The organism is Zoogloea sp., from assembly GCF_023150065.1.
In the GTDB taxonomy this organism is placed as follows: Bacteria; Pseudomonadota; Gammaproteobacteria; order Burkholderiales; family Rhodocyclaceae; genus Zoogloea.
Genome location: NZ_JAKLLN010000001.1, coordinates 599,288 through 615,099, shown reverse-complemented (window position 1 = coordinate 615,099; position 15,812 = coordinate 599,288). Strand labels below are relative to the sequence as shown.

Sequence of the window (15,812 nt, the reverse complement as noted above, 5' to 3'; positions counted from 1 at the left end):
CCCGCCGCCGCCCCCTTGCATCAGCCCCGGTTGGCAGCGAACCAGGCATCCGCCGCAGCGATGGTGGAGTCGATGTCGGCCTCGGAGTGGGCCGCCGAGACGAAGCCAGCTTCGAAGGCCGACGGAGCAAAGTAATGCCCGGCGTCCAGCATGGCGTGGAAGAAGCGGTTGAAGCTGTCCTTGTCGGAGGCCATCACGTCGGCGTAGCTGGCGGGCACACCGGCCGCAAAGTAGAGCCCGAACATGCCCCCCACCGAATCCGCCACAAAGCGCACGCCGTGCTTCGCTGCGGCAGCATTGAGGCCCGTCACGAGGCGTTCGGTACGGGCGGTGAGCACTTCATAAAAGCCCGGACGGGCGATCTGGTTGAGGCTGGCCAGCCCTGCCGCCACCGCCACCGGGCTGCCGGACAGGGTGCCGGCCTGATAGACGCCGCCGAGGGGGGCGATCTTCTGCATGATGTCACGGCGGCCACCAAAGGCCCCGACGGGCATGCCGCCGCCGATCACCTTGCCCAGGGTGGTCAGGTCGGGGGTGATGCCGAACAGACCCTGCACACCCCGCGGCCCCACCCGGAAGCCGGTCATCACCTCATCAAAGATCAGCACGGCGCCATGCTCGGTACACAGGCGGCGCAGCAGGTGCATGAACTCGGCCGACGGCTTGACCAAGTTCATGTTGCCGGCGACGGGTTCGATGATCACGCAGGCAATCTCGGCCCCCCGGGCCTTGAAGGTTTCCTCGAGCTGAGCCGGGTTGTTGTAGTCCAGCACCACGGTGTGCTTGGCGAAATCTTCCGGCACCCCGGCCGACGAAGGATTGCCGAAGGTGAGCAGGCCGGAGCCGGCCTTGACCAGCAGGCTGTCTGCGTGGCCGTGGTAGCAACCCTCGAACTTGACGATGGCGTCACGGCCGGTGAAACCCCGGGCCAGGCGGATGGCGCTCATGGTGGCCTCGGTGCCGCTGGACACCAGGCGCACCATTTCCAGGCTGGGCAGCAGCTCGCACAGGCGCTCGGCCATGTCGATCTCGCGCTCGGTGGGGGCACCAAACGACAAGCCCTCCAGGGCCGCCTCACGCACCGCCTCGACCACCACCGGGTCGGCATGGCCGAGGATCGCCGGCCCCCAGGAGCCCACGTAGTCCAGATATTCCTTGCCATCCGCATCCCACACCCGGGCGCCCAGGGCCTTCTTGAGGAAGCGCGGCGTGCCGCCCACCGAGCGGAAGGCCCGGACCGGCGAATTGACGCCGCCGGGGATGGTGCGCTGGGCGCGGGCAAAGAGTTCTTCGTTGCGACTGGTCATGCGGGAGCTTCCTGAGAGGTCAATCGAACAGCCCGACATAGGCTGCCGCACGGGCAGCCGGGTCGGGCGCTGAAAACACGTCACTGATCACGGCAGGCAGATCGGCACCCGCAGCAATCAGCAACGGGGCGTTGTCGAGGGTGATGCCGCCGATGGCCGCCACCGGCAAACCGAACTCGGCCTTGGCGCGGGTCAGCATTTCAAGGGGGGCGGGGGGCGCCAGGGGCTTGGTGGACGAGGGGAACATGGCCCCGAAGGCCAGGTAATCCACCCCCGCAGCGGCGGCGGCGGCGGCCCGCCACCACTCCCCGTAGCAGCTCGCGCCGAGGATGCGGGCGGTGCCCAGGGCCTGCCGGGCGGCGGCCAGATCCCCATCATCCCGGCCCAGGTGGGCACCGTCGGCGTCGATCTCCAGGGCCAGGGCCAGGTCGTCGTTGATCACCAGGGGGATACCGGACTCCCGGCACAGGGCCAGCAACCCGGCAGCCTGCCGGCGGCGCAGGCCGGCATCGGTCAGCTTGCTGCGATACTGGACGATGGCCGGACGGGCCGGCAGCACCCGGGCCACCGCGGCCAGCAGCGCCTCAGTGTCAGCCTGGTCCGGCGTCACGATATACAAACCACGCAGCTTCATGAGTCGGTGTCCGTTTCGGTTGGCGGGCGGGCCCAGAAGAAGCGGTTGGGAATATGCTGGCCCATTCCGGGCCGGAAGGCGTGAGCAAGGGCGTGCCAGGTGAAATCCTGGGCCTCGTAGACCGCCTGGGGCATGTCGAGGCCGTGGGCCAGCGCCGCCGCCACCGCCGAGGCCAGCGTGCATCCGGAGCCGTGGTAGCTGCCGCCGAGGCGCTCCCAGGTATCCGCGCGCACCACTCCGCCGCTACCGTACAGGGTGTTGACCACCTGCGGTGTCTGGGCGTGGGAGCCGGTGATGAGCACGTACTCGCAGCCCATTTCCATCAGCACGGCCGCGCAGTCCGACTGGGTGCGGCCTTCGGGATCGTCCCGTACCCCCGCACGGCAGGCGGCCAGCCGGCGGGCCTCCATGGTGTTCGGGGTGATCACCGTCGCCTGGGGCACGATGAGCTCGCAGAGCAGGTCGAGCATCGCATCCGAGGCCAGCTCGTCACCGCGACCCGACGCCACCACCGGGTCGACGATGACCGGGATGTGCGGATAGTCGGCGATGATCTCGGCGATCGCCGCGATGTTGTCGGCACTGCCCAGCACACCGAGCTTGAAGGCCTGGACCGGCATGTCTTCGAGGACGGCGCGGGCCTGCTCGGCGACAAAATCGGCATCGATCGGCAGGACGTCCTCGACGCCGGCCGTATCCTGGACGGTGAGCGCGGTGATGACGGTAAGGGCATGGCAACCCATGCCTGCCAACGTCATAATGTCGGCCTGGATGCCGGCGCCACCAGTGGGGTCGGCTGCGGCGAAAACAAGAACCAGCGGGGGGTTGGGATCGTTGCGGTTTATAGTCATTAGGAAAGCCGAGGACGCACAAATTTAACTGCGACTGCGCTACCATTCACGATCCAGAAGATTCTAGCCGAAATCATCGCAACGCACCCCCATGGCAAATCCCCAATACCGGACCTGGATGTGTCTGATCTGCGGTTATATCTACGACGAAGAAACCGGCTCCCCTGAAGAGGGCATCGCCCCGGGCACCCGCTGGGAGGACATCCCCCCCAACTGGACCTGCCCCGAATGCGGCGCGCGCAAGGACGACTTCGAAATGGTCGCGATCTGAAGGCCGGCCGTCGACACCGCAGCCCAGGCACCACAACAATGCACGTCCGCAACGACATCGGCACGGACCCCGGAGGACCAAGGTGAATCTCAGCGGAATCAAGGTCATGGTCATCGATGACAGCAACACCATCCGCCGCAGTGCCGAGATCTTTCTCGCCCAGGCCGGATGCCAGGTGGTGCTGGCGGAGGACGGCTTCGACGCCCTCTCCAAGATCGCCGACCACGCTCCCGACCTGATCTTTGTCGACATCATGATGCCGCGCCTCGACGGCTATCAGACCTGTGCGTTGATCAAGAAGAACGCCCGACTCAAGTCCACTCCCGTCATCATGCTGTCCTCCAAGGACGGCCTGTTCGACCGGGCGCGTGGCCGCCTTGCCGGTTCGGACGAATACCTCACCAAGCCCTTCACGAAGGAAAGCCTGCTGCGCTCCGTGGCCTGCCACACCGGCGCCCCGCGCCAGGCCGCCGCCAACGACTGACCTCCCAGAGACGCGTCTCCATGCCGATCAAGAAAATCCTCGTCGTCGACGACTCCCCGACCGAACGCCTCGCCCTCTCGGAAATGCTGGTGAAGAGCGGCTACCAGGTCGTCACCGCCGAGAGCGGCGACGAAGCCGTGGTCAAGAGCAAGACGGAGCAGCCCGACCTGATCCTGATGGACGTGGTCATGCCCGGCACCAACGGCTACCAGGCCACCCGCACCATCGTCCGCGACGAGGTCACGCGCAACATCCCGGTCATCATCTGCACCAGCAAGGGGCTCGAGACCGACAAGATCTGGGGCATGCGCCAGGGCGCCTTCGACTACATGGTCAAGCCCCTTGATCACGCCGTGCTGCTCGAGAAGATCCGGGCGTTCAGCTAGGGCGGAAGAGCATGGCAAAGCGGATCAGTCTCCACGAATTCCAGGCCGGGCTGGCCCGGCGCCTCGCTGAAGCTCGGGACACCCGCGCCTCAGCCTTCCTGGGCGTGCAAGCCGGCAAGCGTCACTGGCTGGTCGACCTGACCGAGGCGGGCGAAATCCTGGCGGTTCCTCCGCTGGCCCCCGTCCCCCTCAGCGAGCACTGGTTCCGCGGCCTTGCCAGTGTGCGTGGCAACCTTTTCGGCGTGGTCGATTTTGCCGCCTTCCACGGCGACCAGGCCATTGCGCCGGCCGGGCACGCCCGCCTACTGCTGGTCGGCGTACGCCACAACCTCAACTGTGCCCTGCTCGTGACCCGCGCCCTGGGTCTGCGCTCCCTCGAGGATTTCGAGCTCCTGCCCTCGTCCCCCGACGCAGACCAACCCTGGATCGGTGACCAGCTCCGGGATGCCCGGGGTACCGCCTGGACGCGCCTGAAGGTGGCCGATCTGCTGAACAACTCGCGTTTTCTGGACGCAGCACAACAATCATGATCATGAAAATCCATTCGGGAGGAGCAGCGGGCCCCGCCCGCTGAAGAGGAACAACATGGCATTCAAGTTACCGGGTCTGTCGCGCGACGGCAGCAAACCAGCATCCACCAACGTGGACACGATCCTTGAATCCGGCGAGGTGGCTCAGACCACAGCTCCCCTGCCCTTCCTGGCCGGCAAGAGTGCCGCGGATCAGTTGCGCATACTTCGCATCCCCTTCCTGATCTTCGCCGCCCTGACCATCGGCTTCGTGCTCTACCAGATCCGTGTGAGCAGCTTCGGCACGGCCTACGTCACGGCTGCCGGGCAGATGCGCACCCTCTCCCAGCAGCTCGCCAAGGCCAGCCAGCTGGCCCTGCAGGGCGACGCCGCCGCCTTCAACGAGCTCAAGGGCAGCCGCGAGCAGTTCAATACGCTGCTGGGCGCAGTCACCAATGGCGGTGACGTGGACGGCACCGCCGTTCCCGGTGGCAGCAGCGCCGTCGCAGACGAACTCGCCGTGGTCACCGAGCTGTGGCAGAAGACCGACAAGGACGCCGCCAACCTGATCGAGCAGGAAAAGAACCTGGCCAGTCTCGGCAAGGCCGTGAGCACCATCAACACCAAGAATCCACAGCTGCTCGAGCTGTCCGAGCAGGTCGCCGCCCTGAAGCTGCAGGGGGGCGCTTCGGCCCGCGAGATCGCCGTGGCCAACCAGGTGGTGATGCTGACCCAGCGCATCGCCAAGAACGCCAACGCACTGCTGGTGGCCAACGCCATCGACCCGGAAGTCGCCTTCCTGCTCGGCAAGGACACCAACACCTTCCGCGACCTGATCGAACAGCTCCAGAAGATGACCTCCGATGGCAGCGATGCCAAGGGCAAGCTGGCCGAACTGGAGAACGTCGGCAAGGACAACCTCGCCTCCGTCACCGCAATCCTGGGCAGCATCCAGCGCCTGGTGCAGGCCAAGCAGGCCGGCAGCCAGATCTTCCAGAACTCCGGCCCCCTGCTCGAAAAGACCTCCGCCCTGGCCGAAGGCTACACCCGCGCCTACACCGGCTTCTTCACCTGGGTCAGCCTGGCCATCGTGCTGTGCGCCCTGGCCACCGTGGTCTGTCTGGTGCTGATGGCCAAGACCTACAACGACGACATCGCCCGCCGCCGCCTTGCGGCCGAACGCCTCAAGGAAGCCGCCGAGTTCGAGCGCAACAACACCCAGCAGGCCATCCTGCGCCTGATGAACGAAATGGGCGACCTGGCCGACGGTGACCTGACCGTGCGCGCCACCGTCACCGAAGACATCACCGGCGCCATCGCCGACTCGGTGAACTACACCATCGAAGAGCTCTCCGTGCTGGTGCGCCGCATCAACGACGCAGCCATCCGCGTGACCTCCGCGACCGAGTCCGCCCAGCAGACCTCCGACGAACTGATCGCCGCCACCGAGCGCCAGGCCCAGGAGCTGCGCCTCGCCGGCGAGACGGCCCAGAGCATGGCCAGTTCCATGAGCGCCGCCTCCGAAGACGCCCTGCAGTCCGCCCAGGTGGCCCGCCGTTCCCTGGAAGCCGCCCAGAAGGGTGCCGCCGCCGTGGAAGACACCATCAAGGGCATGAACGACATCCGCGAAAAGATCCAGGAAACCTCCAAGCGCATCAAGCGTCTCGGCGAATCGTCCCAGGAGATCGGCGAGATCGTGGAGCTGATCTCCGACATTACCGAGCAGACCAACGTGCTGGCCCTCAACGCCGCCATCCAGGCCGCCTCGGCCGGTGAGGCCGGCCGGGGCTTCTCGGTGGTGGCCGAAGAAGTGCAGCGCCTGGCCGAACGCTCGGCCGAGGCCACCAAGCAGATCGGCGCCATCGTGAAGACCATTCAGACCGACACCGGCGACGCCGTGGCGGCCATGGAAAACGCCACCCGCGACGTGGTGGACGGCGCCCACCTGTCCGAAACCGCCGGCCAGGAACTCGCCGAGATCGAACGGGTGTCGGCAGAGACCGCCGAGCTCATCGAACGCATCTCGGTCAGTACCGAAGTCCAGGCCAAGGCCGCAACCCAGGTGGCCGAGAAGATGAAGAACATTCTCGCCATCACCGACCGCACCACCACCGGCACCCAGCAGACGGCCGTCTCGATTGGCGAGCTGGCCGACCTGGCTGTCGAACTGAAGGGCTCGGTCTCCGGCTTCAAGGTCTGAGCCACGCCGCATCCCTCACGGAACGGAAACCGACCAAGACCCATCGATGAGCTCCGCACACGAACTCGACCTCGGTCCGCTGACCTGGGTCAAAGGCGAGATCGACCTGGCCCTGGAACGGTCGGAGACGGCACTTGCCGAAGCCGGCAGTGCCCCCGACCGCCTGGGCCGGATCAAGTTTGCCCAGACCCACCTGCACCAGGCCCACGGCGCCCTGTCCATCGTCGGCCTGGACGGGCTGACCCAATTCTCGGAGCACGTTGACCGCCTCCTTGGCGAGCTGGCCGCCGGACAGGTGTCCTACACCCCGGAAGTTGCGCGCCTCGCCTCCCGCTGTATCGCCGCCATCGGCAACTACCTGGACGAACTCACCCGTGGCCAGCCCGACCAGGCCCTTCGGCTGTTCGACCTCTACGTCGAACTCGCTGCGGCCCGGGGACAGGAAGCCCCCACCCCCGGCGAGCTCTTCTACCCCGATCTGTCCCAGCGCCCGGTCTTTTCAGGCCCCGCCGACACCAGCGAAGACCCGAAGCGCCTGCGCGCCCTGCGGGGGCGTTTCGAACGGGGGCTGCTCAAGTGGTTCCGCAACGGCCTGGACCCGGCCGGCCCGCAGGAGATGCGTGAAGCCGTATCGGGCATCGAGAGCCTGCAAGGCGTGCCCACCTCCCGCGCCTTCTGGTTTGCCGCCACCGCCTTCTTCGATGCACTGGGGCAGCTCGAAGCCCCCGCCGACCCCGCCACCAAGCGGCTGTGCGGACGCATCGACGCCCAGATGCGCCGGGTCATGGAAGGCTCCAGCATGGTCGCCGAGCGCCTGATGCGCGACGTGCTCTATCACGTGGCCAGCAGCTCGGCCCAGTCACCGACCATCACTGCGGTACGCGAGGCCTACGCCCTCGAGCGGCTCATCCCGGCCGGCAAGCGTCAGATCAGCGACACGCCCCAGGCCCCGCTGCTGCGCAAGCTGCGCGAGGGCTTTTCCGACGCCCGTGACGCCTGGACCCAATTTTCCAAGGGCGGCGCCATCGGCCTGCCGCGCTTCCAGGAGTCCGTGGCCCCGCTGGCTGCCCAGGCCCGCGCGCTCAATCACCCGGGGATCGCCGAGCTCGTCGACTCCCTCACAGACCTCGCCCTGTGGCTGCGCCAGGATCCGCTGCAGTTCAATGACACCATGTCCATGGACGTGGCGACGCTGATGCTGCTGGTGGATACCCAGCTCGACACCCACGGGCAGGGCACACCGGACAACAGTCCGCAGATCGAGGCCCTGATCGATCGCCTGAAGGCGCACCAACGGGGTGAGCACCTGCCGCCGCTGGCCATCACCAAGCCCGAATCCGACGACTGGCAGATCAATCGCCAACTCGCCCACGAGATCCTCGCCAGCCTCGGTGAGGTCGAGCAGAGCCTCGACAGTTTCTTCCGGGCACCGACCCAGACCGACATCCTGAATGCCGTGCGCGCGCCCCTCAAGCAGATCGAGGGCGCCCTGTCGGTCATGAACGAGGACGGCGCCGTACGCCTGCTGCAGGACGCGGCCGGCCGCATCGGGGCCCTGACCACCGCCGGCAGCGAAGCCGACACCCCCGCCTTCGAGGAAATCGCCCACCGCCTGTCGGCCCTCGGCGTTTACATCGAAGCCCTGCAGCACGGCCCCGCCGACCTCGACCGCATCCTGCGCCCGGACCAACCTGCCGAGACCCCCGCCGGCGCCAGCATCGAAACCGAGCTCGACCAGCAGAAGCGCGACGCTGCCGCCCTGGCCGCCGCCCTCAAGGACAACCCCGACGATTTTGGCCTGCGCACCGAGCTCCAGCTCAATCTCGAGAATCTGCGCCAGGACGCCTCCCTCACCGCCAACACCGAGCTCGAAAAGCAGGCCCGCCAGGCCCTCACCATGCTCGATGCCGGCGAACTGTTCGCCGAAGCCGTCCCCCTGGCCAGCTCCCCGGAAGCCCCGGCCCTGTCCGCCGAAGCCACCCGCCTGCTCGACGCCAGCGCCGCCGAGATCGACGCCGAACTGCTGGACATCTTCATCGAGGAAGCGGTCGACGTGCGGGCAACCATCGCCCGCAATCTCGTGCTCCTCGACGAAACACCCGACGACACCGAAGTCCTCACCACCATCCGGCGGAGTTTCCACACCCTCAAGGGCAGTGGCCGGATGGTCGGCCTCAAGGACTTCGGCGAAGCGGCCTGGAGCATCGAGCAGACCCTGAATCACTGGCTCCGCATCGAACAGGCCGTCACACCAGAACTCGTCAACCTGATCGGGCAAGCCCTGGCCGAGTTTTCGGGCTGGATCGAGCAGCTCCAGTCCGGCGCCGGCACCCAACGTGACGTCAGTGCCCTGATCGCAGAATCGGCCCGCCTGCGTGGCGACGGCGACGCGGAACGCCCGGCTGTCCCGCCCACAGCATCCGTCCCGGCGGCGCAGGACTCCGCATCCGAGATCCCGCTGACACCCGAGGCACCGGCTCCGCTCGACACGGCTCTGACCATCGAAGCCCCGGAGTTTGACGACTACCAGCCGACCGAAAGCAGCCTCCTTGCCGTCCCGTTGATCGACGAGCCCCAGGAGCTCGACCTCGAGGCCACGCTCCTGCTCAACGAGTACGACCTGGCAGCCACCACCCTGAACCTGCCCAGGGCCATGGTCGAGGACGCACCCGAGGAATCCTTCGATCTGAACTTCCCCGAGCTGTCCTTCGTCGATCCGGCAGGCTCCGATACGGCCCCCGCAGCCAAGGACGCCCCCCCCGGATCCGCTGCAACCAGCATCGACGAACTCCTCCTGCAGGAAGACCTGGCGAGCCCCCCCTTCGATCTGAGCTTCGAGCTCCCCATCGAGGCAGACGAGCCCCCCGTTCAGCCGCCCTCTCTGCCCGAGCGCCCCGTCGACGCCACATCGCCTGCCGCAGACGACGAGGACTTCCTCCTGCCCATCGAGGCCCTGGAGATCGTCGAGGAAGACGCCCCCCTCACCGAGGAGAGCCTTGCCGATACGCTGGACAAGGCCATCGACGCGGAGGGCTTCTTTGAAGAAGCCGGGGCTCCGATCGATACCGGGATGCCGGAATTGGCGGAACTACCCGGATTCATCGACACCCCCGATGCCCCTGAGGCGCCTGAAGCCCTCGAAACGCCTGAAGTTCTCGAGGCATTCGAGGCCCTGGAGTCCATCGAACTTGCCGAGCCGGTCGAACAGCCGGCGCCTGCCGACCTACCGGTACTGCAGGACGCCCCCTTCGCGCCTGATGTCATCCCGGAGATCAGCAAAGCCGGCGCCAACTCCACGCCCGAGACCTGGGAAAGCCCCGCCGGAGACGAGACACCGGATGACAATACCGATGTGCTGGATCTCGCCGACCTGCCGGACGACGAGGAGGCCGATCAGGAAGCCGACACCGATCCGGACGAGGTCCGTCTGGGCCACGTCACCCTGTCCCGCCCGCTTTTCGACCTCTACCTTGCAGAGGCCCGGCAGCATGTGGCCACCCTGCGACACGAGCTGGCCCGGCTTTCGGTCAATCCCAGCCTGATCCCCACCGGCGGCGCCATCCGTGCCGCCCACACCCTGGCAGGCATTTCCGGCACCGCCCGCTTCACTGCCCCCCAGCAGCTCGCCAAGGCCCTAGAACTGGCCCAGCAGCGCCTCACCGACCACGACCGGGCACCCACCGCCCCGCAGGCGGCAACGCTCAACGCCGCCGCCACGGCCCTGGAGAGCATGCTCATCCAGTTGGCCAGCCGCCAGCTGCCCGAGCCCCTGCCCGAGCTTGCCGGAGCGCTCGACGACATCCTCGTGTCCCACCTGGCCGAGGTCATCGCCCTGCATCCGGCCGCCGCGCCCGAAGCACTCCTCACCCCCGCAGGCAGCCGCGAGGCCGCTCCGCGCGCCCCCGAAGCACCGGCGGTGGTCAGCGCGCCCCTGCGTGACGAGCTCGACCCCGAACTGCTGCCGATCTTCCTCGACGAAGGCAGCGAACTCCTCGACAACCTCGACACCGCCCTGCGCAGCTGGCGCGAAGAACCGTCCGACCCCGGCCACGCCAGCAGTGTCGCCCGCCTCCTCCACACCCTGAAGGGCAGCGCCCGGATGGTGGGCGCCATGAGCCTCGGGCAGAGCCTGCACGAGCTGGAGACCCGGCTCGAACGGGCACGCAGCCAGGAGCCCGGTGACCAGGGCATCATCGACGACCTCGAAGCCTCCCTCGACCAGGCCCGCCAGGCCCTGGAAACCCTGCAGCAGCCGACGCCCGCCGCCATGACCAGCGGGGAAGCAGCTGCCGTCGTCGAGGACATCACGCCAGCGCAGCCGGGTGACGCAAGCACCCCGGGCACCCGGGTGCAGCTGCGTGTGGAAGCCAGCCGCATCGACCAGTTCGTCAACGAGGCCGGCGAAATCAGCATCGCTCGCACCCGTATCGAAGGTGAACTGCGCACCCTGCGCCGCTCCCTCCTTGACCTCACCGAAAACGTCATCCGCCTGCGCAACCAGCTGCGCGAAGTGGAAATCCAGGCCGATACCCAGATGCAGTCACGACTCTCCCAGGTCGAGACCCAGCACACCGAGTTCGACCCCCTGGAAATGGACCGCTACACCCGCCTCCAGGAACTCACCCGGATGATGGCGGAGAGCGTGGGCGACGTGACCACCGTGCAGCAAAACCTGCTGCGCAACCTCGATGGCGCCGAAGTCGCCCTGCACGCCCAGTCCCGCATGGCGCGGGAGCTGCAGCAGTCGCTGATGCACGTGCGCATGGTGCCCTTCGACAGCCTGGCCGAGCGGCTCTACCGCCTGGTGCGCCAGACCGCCAAGGAGCTCGGCCGCCGGGCCAACCTGGACATCATCGGCGGGCAGATTGAAATCGACCGCAGCGTGCTCGACGCCATGACGGGCCCCCTCGGCCATCTGGTGCGCAATGCCGTGGCCCACGGCATCGAATCGCCGGAGCAACGCCGCGCCGCGGGCAAGCCCGAGATCGGCCAGATCAACCTGCGGGTCTCCCACGAGGGCAATGAAGTCGTCATGGAGTTCCGGGACGACGGCGCGGGCCTGGACTTCCAGCGCATCCGTGCCCAGGCCATCGAAACCGGCCTGCTGGCCCTCGACGAAGACGCCGACGACAAGCGCCTCACCAACCTGATCTTCGTTCCCGGCTTCACCACCGCCAGCCTGTCCAGCCTGGCCGGCCGGGGCGTGGGCATGGACGTGGTGAAGAGCGAGACGGCCGCCGTGGGCGGGCGCATCAGCGTCGAGACCACGCCCGGCCAGGGCACCTGCTTCCGCATCCACCTGCCCCTCACCCTCGCCGTCACCCAGGCGCTGCTGGTGCGTTCCGGCAATCGCACCTTCGCCATTCCCTCGTCGATGGTGGCCCAGGTGCTCGAGCTCAAGGCCGGCGCCCTCGAAAAACTGCGGGACGAGCAGGGCACCGACTGGCTCGGCGAACACTTCGGCTACCGCTACCTGCCCCGCCTGCTCGGTGATTTCGAATCCCGGCCGCAGATCGAACGCTTCAACTGGGTGCTCCTGCTGCGTGCCGGCAGCGAGACCGTGGCCCTCCACGTGGATGCCCTGCGCGGCAACCAGGAAGTCGTGGTCAAGAACGCCGGACCCCAGTACGCCCGCATGGTCGGCTACTCCGGCGCCACGGTGCTCGGCGACGGAGAGATCGTGCTGATCCTCAACCCGGTCGCCCTGGCGGCCCGCAGCCCGGCGGGTGCCGACGATGGCACCATCCTGCAAGCGGCGGTCACGGCCCCCAGCCAGCCCACGGTAATGGTGGTGGATGACTCCCTCACCGTCCGCAAGATCACCGGCCGCCTGCTCGAACGGGAAGGCTACCGGGTGATCACCGCCAAGGACGGCGTGGACGCCCTTGAGCAGCTGCTCACCATCCGCCCCGACGTGATCATCGCCGACATCGAAATGCCGCGCATGGACGGCTTCGACCTGACGCGCAACATCCGCGCCGATGTGAAGCTGAAGGTCGTGCCGATCATCATGATCACCTCGCGTACGGCCGAAAAGCACAAGCGCTACGCCGAAGAGATCGGCGTCAACCACTACCTGGGCAAGCCCTACGACGAGGACGTGCTGCTGGATCTGATCCGGGGTTTTGCCCCCGTTTCGGAGTCCTGAGCCGGGGAAAACCGCGCTTTCGTCCGGGGCGGGGGCCGGCTTGGCTATAATCGGGTGTTTTCCAGCCCGACCGTCCCATGAATCTGCTCTTCGAAGAGGATGGTGCCTTCAAGACCGGCACCATCCTGACCGACAACGACGCCTCCCTGCAGGTGGAAACACCCTACGGCAAGCGCCTCAAACTGAAGAGCAAGGACGTACTGATGCGCTTCGCCCAGCCGTCTGCGGGCGAGCTGCTGGAGCGTGCGGAAGCGGAGGCCGAAGGCTTCGATACCGAGTTCCTGTGGGAGGTCTGTGGTGACGACGAGTTCGTGTTCACCGACTTCGCCAAGGAATACTTCGGCCACGTCCCCACCCCGGTGGAATCCACGGCCATCCTGCTGCGCCTCCACGCCGCCCCGATCTACTTCCACCGCAAGGGTCGCGGCCGGTTCCGCAAGGCGCCCGCCGAGATCCTTCAGGCCGCCCTGGCCGGCCTCGAGAAGAAGCGTCTCCAGGCTGCCGCCGTGGAACGCATGCGTGACGAGCTCCTCGCCCACCGCCTGCCCGAGGAGCTCAAGCCCCTGGTGCGGCAACTGCTCTACAAGCCCGACCGCAACCGCCTCGAAACCAAAGCCCTGGAAGCCGCCTGCGCAGAGAACGGCCAGTCACCGGCCCGCCTGCTGCTCGACTGTGGCGCCCTGGCGTCATCCCACGAGCTGCACTTTGATCGCTTCCTGTTCGAGTACTTCCCCACCGGCACCGATTTCCCCGCGGTGGACGACCCGGTCGAGCCCGGCGATCTGCCCGTGGCCGCAGTGCGCGCCTTCTCCATCGACGACGCGGCCACCACCGAGATCGATGACGCCTTCTCCGTAACGCCCACCGACGCCGGCTGGCGCATCGGCATCCACATCGCGGCGCCCGGCCTCGGCTTCGGCCGGGAATCCGGCCTCGACGGCATCGCCCGCCAGCGCCTGTCCACGGTGTATATGCCGGGCAACAAGATCACCATGCTGCCGGACAGCATCGTCGGGCGCTTCACCCTGGGTGAGGGCCGCGACTGCCCGGCCTTGTCCCTGTACCTGGAGGTGAGCCGCGATCTCATCGTCACCGGCAACCACTCCTGCATCGAGCGCGTGCCGGTGGTGGCCAACCTGCGCCACCACGACATCGAGCCGGTGTTCAACGACACCACCCTCACCGAAGGCGGGCCGGACTTCCCCTGGAAGGCCGAGCTGACCCTGCTGTGGGAGCTCGCCACCGTCCTGGAGGCCGGCCGGGGCAAGCCCGCCGCCAACCAGAACCTGGTGGATTACAACTTCAGCGTGGACTGGGCCGACACCACCGCCGATGGCCCCGGCCGCATCGAGATCGGCCGACGCCCCCGCGGCTCGCCCCTCGACAAGCTGGTTGCCGAGCTGATGATTGCCGCCAACAGCACCTGGGGCAAAGCCCTGGCCGAGGCCGGCATCCCGGCCCTGTACCGGGCCCAGACCGGCGGCAAGGTGCGCATGACCACGGCTGCCGCCCCCCATGAAGGGCTGGGCGTTGACTGTTACGCCTGGTCCAGCTCACCCCTGCGCCGTTACGTGGACCTGGTGAACCAGTGGCAGCTCATCGCCTGGCTGCAGGGCAGTGCGCCGGTGTTCCCGCCCAAGTCCCCCGACCTGATCGCCGCCATGCGCGACTTCGAGCTCACCTACGCCGCCTACGCCGAATTCCAGCGCGGCATGGAGCGCTACTGGTGCCTGCGCTGGCTGCGCCAGGCCGGCCACCCGGCCATGAACGCCCGCGTACTGCGGGAGAGTCTGGTGCGTCTGGAGGAAATTCCGCTGGTCTTCAAGGTGCCGTCCATGCCCACCCTGCCTCCGGGCACCCGGGTCCGCCTGGCCATCGACAGCACCGACCTGATCGACGTGGACGTGCGCGCCACCTATCTTGAAACCCTGGCGGCATCCAGCGGTGAGCCCATCGAAGTGGATGAGGAAGAGATACCCGCAGACCTCGCTGCGGCCAACGATGAAGTGGCAGCCCCCGCGCCAGCCTCCACCACCGACACGCCCCCGGCCCAACCCGCCTGACCCCTGATGCTGCAGGCTCTCCGCCGCCTCCCCGACCGGCGCAACACCCCCGCCGCCACTGCCACCCCGCAGCCTGCCCCCATGCCGGTCTTCGCGGGCAGCACGGCACGTTACGCCCTGGAATGGGGGGTGGGCCTGTCCCTGACCCTCCACGCCATCCTCCTGTCCATCCATTTCGTGCTGCCGGACCTGGACAAGCTCAGCCGCCAGGACAAGGGACTGCAGGTGGTGCTGGTCAACTCCCGCCACGCCCAACGCCCCGACAAGGTGGACGTACTGGCCCAGAGCAACCTGGATGCAGGCGGAACCGGCGACAAATCCGGCCGCATGGCCACGCCCCTGCCCCCCCAGGAGAGCTCCCGGGTCGGCGACGGGCTGGTCGAAGCCCAGCGCCGCAGTGAGCAGCAGCAGGCCCCGCAGATGCAGGTGATGACCGGCGCCAAGGGCAAACCGACGCAGGTGGACGCCCAGCAGGTCAGCCCCACGGAAAGCCCCAGCCCCGTCTCGGGTTACGACCTTCTCGACAGCTCGGCCGCCGTGGCCCGCATCGAGGCCCAGATCGACAAGGACCTGGTGGATTACGCCGCCCGGCCGCGCAAGAAGTTCATCGGCGCCCGCGCCGGCGAATACCGTTTTGCCCAGTACGTGGAAGACTGGCGCCAGAAGATCGAGCGCGTCGGCACCCTCAACTACCCGCCCGCAGCCCGCGGCAAGATGTATGGCAGCCTGCTGCTGTCCATCAGCATCGGCGCCAACGGCGCCGTGCGCCACGTGGAGATCCAGCGCTCTTCCGGCAACAAGATCCTCGATGACGCGGCCGTCCGCATCGTCCAGCTGGCCTCCCCCTTCCCGGCCTTCCCGGAAAACATCCGCAAGGACACCGACGAGATCGTGATCACCCGGACGTGGAAGTTCACCAACGCCGACATGGTCAAGACGGAAAACTCCGAGTAACCCTC

Annotated in this window: 11 protein-coding genes; 8 read left to right on the top strand and 3 right to left on the bottom strand. The window is 67.5% G+C overall.

Annotation, left to right across the window (positions count from 1 at the left end; translation table 11 throughout):
* Window positions 1-20 precede the first annotated feature (20 nt).
* From hemL to thiD, 3 genes are read right to left on the bottom strand one after another with little or no spacing between them, the layout of a single operon-like run.
* On the bottom strand, window positions 21-1,307 hold the full coding sequence (gene hemL, locus L6Q67_RS02910) for a glutamate-1-semialdehyde 2,1-aminomutase (RefSeq protein ID WP_296564992.1): 1,287 nt from the start codon (window positions 1,305-1,307) through the stop codon (window positions 21-23).
* Between the two features lie 19 nt (window positions 1,308-1,326).
* A complete protein-coding gene (gene thiE, locus L6Q67_RS02905; RefSeq protein WP_296564989.1) occupies window positions 1,327-1,941 on the bottom strand; it encodes a thiamine phosphate synthase in 615 nt (204 codons plus the stop codon).
* Entirely contained in the window at window positions 1,938-2,792 is an 855-nt protein-coding gene (thiD, locus tag L6Q67_RS02900; protein WP_296564986.1) for a bifunctional hydroxymethylpyrimidine kinase/phosphomethylpyrimidine kinase, read from the bottom strand. Before thiD ends, thiE begins: the two co-directional genes overlap by 4 nt.
* A 118-nt stretch (window positions 2,793-2,910) precedes the next feature.
* On the opposite strand from thiD, the gene L6Q67_RS02895 reads away from it, so the two are divergent.
* The 8 genes from L6Q67_RS02895 (at window position 2,911) to L6Q67_RS02860 (ending at window position 15,807) form a co-directional block, all read left to right on the top strand.
* Window positions 2,911-3,063, top strand: a complete 153-nt coding sequence (locus L6Q67_RS02895) for a rubredoxin (RefSeq protein WP_296565200.1) — start codon at window positions 2,911-2,913, stop codon at window positions 3,061-3,063.
* 82 nt (window positions 3,064-3,145) lie between these two features.
* Complete coding sequence (pilG, locus tag L6Q67_RS02890; RefSeq protein ID WP_296564983.1) at window positions 3,146-3,547, top strand: twitching motility response regulator PilG; 402 nt, start codon at window positions 3,146-3,148, stop codon at window positions 3,545-3,547.
* A gap of 20 nt (window positions 3,548-3,567) precedes the next feature.
* Entirely contained in the window at window positions 3,568-3,933 is a 366-nt protein-coding gene (locus tag L6Q67_RS02885) for a response regulator (RefSeq protein ID WP_296564980.1), read from the top strand.
* An 11-nt stretch (window positions 3,934-3,944) separates the two neighbouring features.
* Window positions 3,945-4,463: a chemotaxis protein CheW gene (locus L6Q67_RS02880; protein WP_296564979.1), complete on the top strand. Its 519-nt coding sequence runs from the start codon at window positions 3,945-3,947 to the stop codon at window positions 4,461-4,463.
* A gap of 55 nt (window positions 4,464-4,518) precedes the next feature.
* Entirely contained in the window at window positions 4,519-6,642 is a 2,124-nt protein-coding gene (locus tag L6Q67_RS02875) for a methyl-accepting chemotaxis protein (protein WP_296564976.1), read from the top strand.
* Window positions 6,643-6,688: 46 nt separating this feature from the next.
* Window positions 6,689-12,790, top strand: coding sequence for an Hpt domain-containing protein (locus L6Q67_RS02870; protein WP_296564974.1), 6,102 nt, complete (start codon window positions 6,689-6,691; stop codon window positions 12,788-12,790).
* A gap of 77 nt (window positions 12,791-12,867) precedes the next feature.
* Window positions 12,868-14,853, top strand: a complete 1,986-nt coding sequence (locus L6Q67_RS02865) for an RNB domain-containing ribonuclease (RefSeq protein WP_296564971.1) — start codon at window positions 12,868-12,870, stop codon at window positions 14,851-14,853.
* Between the two features lie 6 nt (window positions 14,854-14,859).
* Window positions 14,860-15,807, top strand: a complete 948-nt coding sequence (locus L6Q67_RS02860; protein ID WP_296564968.1) for an energy transducer TonB — start codon at window positions 14,860-14,862, stop codon at window positions 15,805-15,807.
* Window positions 15,808-15,812 lie beyond the last annotated feature (5 nt).

What these genes read in the sequence shown, in the direction of transcription:
- hemL (WP_296564992.1), bottom strand. Translation starts at nt 1,307, where the DNA reads ATGACCAGTCGCAACGAAGAACTCTTTGCCCGCGCCCAGCGCACCATC.
- thiE (WP_296564989.1), bottom strand. Translation starts at nt 1,941, where the DNA reads ATGAAGCTGCGTGGTTTGTATATCGTGACGCCGGACCAGGCTGACACT.
- thiD (WP_296564986.1), bottom strand. Translation starts at nt 2,792, where the DNA reads ATGACTATAAACCGCAACGATCCCAACCCCCCGCTGGTTCTTGTTTTC.
- L6Q67_RS02895 (WP_296565200.1), top strand. Translation starts at nt 2,911, where the DNA reads ATGTGTCTGATCTGCGGTTATATCTACGACGAAGAAACCGGCTCCCCT.
- L6Q67_RS02885 (WP_296564980.1), top strand. Translation starts at nt 3,568, where the DNA reads ATGCCGATCAAGAAAATCCTCGTCGTCGACGACTCCCCGACCGAACGC.
- L6Q67_RS02880 (WP_296564979.1), top strand. Translation starts at nt 3,945, where the DNA reads ATGGCAAAGCGGATCAGTCTCCACGAATTCCAGGCCGGGCTGGCCCGG.
- L6Q67_RS02875 (WP_296564976.1), top strand. Translation starts at nt 4,519, where the DNA reads ATGGCATTCAAGTTACCGGGTCTGTCGCGCGACGGCAGCAAACCAGCA.
- L6Q67_RS02870 (WP_296564974.1), top strand. Translation starts at nt 6,689, where the DNA reads ATGAGCTCCGCACACGAACTCGACCTCGGTCCGCTGACCTGGGTCAAA.
- L6Q67_RS02865 (WP_296564971.1), top strand. Translation starts at nt 12,868, where the DNA reads ATGAATCTGCTCTTCGAAGAGGATGGTGCCTTCAAGACCGGCACCATC.
- L6Q67_RS02860 (WP_296564968.1), top strand. Translation starts at nt 14,860, where the DNA reads ATGCTGCAGGCTCTCCGCCGCCTCCCCGACCGGCGCAACACCCCCGCC.